The sequence below is a fragment of the Bacillota bacterium genome, from assembly GCA_024655925.1.
In the GTDB taxonomy this organism is placed as follows: Bacteria; Bacillota; DTU025; order DTU025; family JANLFS01; genus JANLFS01.
In genome coordinates this window covers 2,296-7,531 of the sequence record JANLFS010000056.1, presented here as the reverse complement: position 1 = coordinate 7,531, position 5,236 = coordinate 2,296, and the positions used below count along the sequence as shown (strand labels likewise).

Below are 5,236 nucleotides of genomic sequence, written 5' to 3'. Positions count from 1 at the left end.
TTGGGACCGGCGAGCGCGAGCACGCTCGAGTCCGATCCCACCGCCACTATCCGCTCCCCGCGAACCGCGACCGCCTCCGCCAGGGTGAACTCCGAGTCCACGGTAATCACCTTGCCGTTGTAGAGAACGAGGTCTGGCGCACCACCCGGGGCAGTCCATTCCCTGGTTGAGACGGGTATGTGAGACATAGTCATCCACTCCTTCTTCGATACCCTGCGTGTTTCGATATACGGGAGAATTCTCCCTGCTATGAGTTGGCCGGGTGACTGGGGACTCCCGTACCCTTGACGAACACCTCACTCATGATCTCTTCAAGCGGGACTTCTTCCATAGTGAAATCCTGCACCGGAAGGCTCGCAAGCATGGTGGTGGACACGCGAGTTACATCGCTCACTGGGATCCTCAGGGTTGCTGTGTATCCCCCGTTGCTCACAACCTCGCCGAGGCGATCCAAAGCACAGGTGTCGACCTGTTGAGAGAAGGTGGCCCGGAGAAGACGGTAACCAGCCAGTTCTGAGGAGATGCTATCAGTCCTCCCGTCGTAGATCAGCTTGCCGTCCCTGATGACAACACGCCGCTCGCAGAGTGCGTGAACATCTCCCATGTAGTGGCTTGTAAGGATGACCGTCGTCCCGTAAGTCCGGTTGTACTCGCGTATGAACTCGTGGAATCGCTTCTGCTCCACGACATCCAGCCCGATTGTGGGCTCATCGAGAAACAGGATCTTCGGGCGATGCAGGAGAGCCCCGATCAATTCCATTTTCATCCGCTCTCCCAACGAGAGCCTTCTGACCTGCACGTTCGGCAGACCTTCCACGCCGAGCAACGAAGTAAGCTCCGACAGAGTCTTGCTGAAGGCCTTACGGGGAATGTCGTAGATCTCGGCGTTCAGCTCGAATGACTCCATGGCGGGCAGGTCCCACCAGAGCTGATTCTTCTGTCCCATTACCAACGATATTTGCTTGAGGAACGCTGAACGCCTCTCCCACGGGGAGAACCCCAGGACCCTTGCGTCCCCGGATGTCGGGTGAATCAGGCCGGACAACATCTTCAGGGTTGTAGTCTTCCCAGCCCCGTTCGGGCCGAGAAACCCAACCATCTCTCCTTCCGACACCGAAAACGAAATCCCCCCGACCGCCACTTTATCTATGTGCCTGCGGTTTACGAGGCTTTCCACCGCCCCCGCAAGCCCAAACCTGTGCTCGTGCCTTCGGAACACACGGCGCAGGGCCTCGACTTCTATAACACTGCTTCCCACTTTGACTCCTCCATCCGCAGAGTGACTCAGCTGCTCGCGCTCTCGTATCTTCTAAGTCCGTAGATCCACAGCTTCCTACTGACGGCCGCCAGGATGATCACGGATGCAAACGACCACCCGATCTCCCACAGGGATATCGTCTTGACCATGAGCCTAGCTGGAAAACTCGCAGTCACGGTCAAGGGGATCGCGGTCAGGATGAGCCGGACCGTCCTTCCGTAGATCCCGTCCGGCCTCGTGGCCAAGTGGAACATCTCTTCAAGCCTCATGAACCCTTCCGTCCGGATCATCCAAAGGCAAGGCTCGGCCATGATGAAGAACAAGAGCCCCATGATCACGGCTCCGTTCAGCCCCATCAGAATGAAGAGTGCCAATTGCAGGATCGATACTGTGAGCCCGAGGGCCCGCCACGAGTAGGCCAAAAGGGCAAGCCCGCGACCGCCTCGCTGATGTGACCGAAGTGCAGGTATCTTGTCATCACGTATACCTGGGAGTCCATCGGGCGAGTCAGGATCGTGTCCAGTCCTCCCGTTCTCACGTACTCCGGCAATCTCAGGGTGTTATGCATGAACACTATCATGTTGAGGCAATCTACGAGGGCAAATGTGCCCAAGAAAAACATGGTCTCCTCCCGGGTCCATCCCCCGATTGCGTCCACCCTGGAGTAGATGACGGAGAACAGCGCAAGCCATGTAAGAATGATAAACGCGTCGGCGGACACAAGCGTGAAGAAGTGGATGTTGAACTCCGTCTCCCTGGCGAGGCAGTTCTCGACGAACGCCACGTGTATGCGAATGTACCTCTTCAGCCCCGCGGCGCGGGGCGTAATCTGTGACCACATCAGCTTCCCACCGCCTCGTTCCGGCGCACGCCCCTGTTCCAGGCAATCCCGACGGCCGCTGAAAGACCCGGAACCCATATCCCCTGAGCGATCAGGCCAGCCCAGATTTCTGCTCCGGAAGCCATCCCAACAAGTATGCGCGCCGGGAAGTATACCAGGTATCTGAATGGCAGCGCCCGGGCCACACCCTCAAGCCACCCCGGGAGGAGATCGACCGGGATCATCTCTCCCGCCAGGAACGCCACCACCCAGTTCTTGACGAAGAACACTGCTGAGATCTCTAGAAGCAAAAAGGAACTCGTTCCGGTCAGGTAGTCGGTGAAAAACGCAGGCCCCGTCCCGAGCACAAGGGACAGCGCGAAGGCTCCTATGCGCCATCCTGTCAACGCCACTCCCAGCCTCATCGGAAAGAGGGCGAAGACCACCGAGTAGATCAAGACAGTCCATGACACGCGTGCGGCTTTCTTGCTGGCTAACACCCAGAACCGCCTGGCGAGACTGGAGACCGGCCTGAGCAAGTGAGCTGATAGAGTCCCATCGCGGATCTCCTGCGCGATCCCGAGGTCCGCCCCGTCGCTTCTGACTATGGCCAAGGCCATCTTTGCGGCCACCACGTAACCGAGGAGACGCGGAAGGTCGTAGTCTCCTACCGTCCCGCCCGCCGTCGCTCGAAACAAAGCCACCCACACCAGGGCGTCCGCAAGCAACGGGAAGAGAGAAGTCATGCTCTGAAACAGGTAGTCCGCCCGGTGCTCTACGGCATCCTGGAACCCCATGCCCACGTATGCTCGCGCCCTCGAAAGGCTGGGCTTGATGTCTATCACGCCTATCCCTCCACTCGGAGTCGGAAACAGTGGCGGTACCGGTTCTCTGAGATCGCGCCTTCTGATACCGCCCCCCGAATTGCGCACCCAGGCTCCGTGACATGGGTGCAGTCGGCAAAACGGCATCTGCCCAGGAAAGGCCCCATTTCCCGAAAACACCACGTAAGCTCGTCCTCGGGGATATCCCAGAAACCGAACTCTCGCATCCCTGCGGTGTCAGCGACGAAGCCTCCCGAGTCCAACGGATAGAGCCTGGAAGAAGTGGTCGTATGCTTTCCCTTGCCCGTGGACTTGCTGACATCACCCACGGCAAGTCCCAGCCCCGGCTGAACCGCATTGAGCAGCAACGACTTGCCTACCCCCGAAGGGCCTACTACAACCGAGATCTTGTTCATCAACAGGGCTGTGAGCTCGCCTATGCCTTTCTGGGTCCGAGTCGAGGCGAGAATTACCGCGTAGCCCAGGCTCTCATAAGCTCCGGCAACCTGTTCCAGGGATCCTCGCGGCACAAGATCGGTCTTGTTAATGCATACCACTGCCGGAACCCCGGAGTGTTCCGCCACAGCCAGATACCGGGTTAGCGCGGTCTCCCGGACAGAGGGCTCGGCCGCGGCAAACACCACGACGACCTGGTCGATATTGGCTGCGATTATCCGCTCATCGTGCCGGCGTCCTGCGACCTTGCGGCTGAACCGGTTGTGTCTCGGCAAGATCGCCTCGATCACTCCAGTTTCCCGGTCGAAGATGGTGACCAGAGTCCGGTCCCCGACGACAGGAACCAGCGCATGATCACTCAGTCCACGCAGACTCCGGGAGGCGTCACGGCCTAGACGGGAACGCCCCCTGATCGTACAGACGATCATTCCGAGGTCGGCCGGGACGTCAAATACTCCGCTTCCAGCCTGGACCACTAATCCGTCAGCGAGTCTCGTAATCCTGGAATCAGCCAATTGTGGAATCCTCCTATATCTCCGCCCGGGCGAGCCCGTGGCCTGCCAGCCATCGGTGGGAATCCGACACACCTTCAGTCGCGCGCGGGCAGGCGTTTGATGTCTTCGGTACATGAAAAGGCCGTGGACACGATCCTGCGATCCTACCCACGGCTCATGCAACTCGGGCGCAGACATAGAAAAGACCCGCTTTCCCGGGCACATCCTAGTAGCTCATCACGGTACCTGCGCGGATGCCTGCTATGAGCTACACGCCCCCGAACCTGAGGCAGGTAGGGTTCATCTGGGCTGCAGCCACACTGGCCGCCGCGCGTGTGATTATCACAAAACCCACCTCCCCTCAGGAAAATGATTGCTCTAAGACCGTCTGTATCCTATCATCGGGCGGCGGGGGATGCCAATACCCCATCCACGCTCTCATCTAAATGGCAAAAACCAACGATCTCATGGAACGTTACTTAGGCTGTGCGTCTTCAGTCCGTAACCGTCTCCGGAGTTCCGTTGATTCCCATCCATCTATTGCATATACTGGTAACAGACTGATGCTCTGAGCAACCAGCATAACATGTGCAGGGGGATGATAGTGATGAGACGGTGGCTGCCTCCAGCATGTTTTCTGATATGCTTGGCACTATGCGCTCCTGTATCTGCACAGGGAGGTCTAGTGCAGACGCTGTACCCTGACATTGCACGCACACCCGCACCCAATTGGGTATCCGTGGGCAAGCGCCTCACATACTACGTGGCTTCGGCACGGGTCCCTGAAGACAGGGAGCTCTACTACCGTGATCAAGATGGCGCATTTGTGGATCAGTATGGTAACCGCTATCGAAAAGAGGACGTCACAGGCCCGGGTGGAGGGGGCCAGGCGTATCTTCAGGTAGACGTGGAGTCTCTCGAGCCGGGCAGAGTAGTCCTTCGCACACGCCTATTCAGCATTCTCACTCTGTATGGCCGGCAGCCAATGTTGTCAGTATCCGACAGGTCCTCTATCATCGGCCTGCCTGGTGTCGTGGATGAGATCTGGGCCAACCCCCAGTACCTGGCGCGCATACCGGAGTCTTACCAACCACCATTGCGCGTTGTGAGGATGCCCTATACCCTCGGCCAGAAGACATACAACTCCATTCGATTCCATTCTCAACAAGAAGAATCATCATATACACAGGTATACGATCTCGAAACAGGAGTCCTGCTATACTGCGGTGGTACGTCAGCTGTGCGGCCTCAAGGAGCAGTCACCGGAGATCTCAAACCAGGGACCACGGGAATGCTCACCCATGTCCAATTGGTCAGCATACGTGATGTGTCTTTCCCATGGTCCAATGCAACGCCTCCAGCCTGGCTCAAGACGGTCCAGCAA

General features: G+C 58.2%; 5 protein-coding genes and 1 pseudogene. 1 reads left to right on the top strand and 5 read right to left on the bottom strand.

From position 1 onward, the window contains the following. The 5 genes and pseudogenes from NUW23_09720 to rsgA form a co-directional block, all read right to left on the bottom strand. A partial coding sequence (locus NUW23_09720) for a hypothetical protein (GenBank protein MCR4426450.1) occupies nt 1–188 on the bottom strand: 188 nt, incomplete at its 3' end. 59 nt (nt 189–247) lie between these two features. After that, the gene (locus NUW23_09715) at nt 248–1,243 is read right to left on the bottom strand and encodes an ATP-binding cassette domain-containing protein (GenBank protein ID MCR4426449.1); all 996 of its coding nucleotides are present in this window, start codon (nt 1,241–1,243) and stop codon (nt 248–250) included. Nucleotides 1,244–1,284: 41 nt separating this feature from the next. Further along, a pseudogene (locus NUW23_09710) lies at nt 1,285–2,099 on the bottom strand (ABC-2 family transporter protein). Next, the gene (locus tag NUW23_09705; GenBank protein MCR4426448.1) at nt 2,099–2,923 is read right to left on the bottom strand and encodes an ABC-2 family transporter protein; all 825 of its coding nucleotides are present in this window, start codon (nt 2,921–2,923) and stop codon (nt 2,099–2,101) included. Before NUW23_09705 ends, NUW23_09710 begins: the two are co-directional and overlap by 1 nt. Before the next feature lie 2 nt (nt 2,924–2,925). Continuing rightward, complete coding sequence (rsgA, locus tag NUW23_09700; GenBank protein ID MCR4426447.1) at nt 2,926–3,873, bottom strand: ribosome small subunit-dependent GTPase A; 948 nt, start codon at nt 3,871–3,873, stop codon at nt 2,926–2,928. Between the two features lie 664 nt (nt 3,874–4,537). Between rsgA and NUW23_09695 the strand changes: the two genes are divergently transcribed. Continuing rightward, nucleotides 4,538–5,236 (top strand): hypothetical protein (locus NUW23_09695; GenBank protein MCR4426446.1); only part of this gene is annotated, 699 nt, incomplete at its 3' end.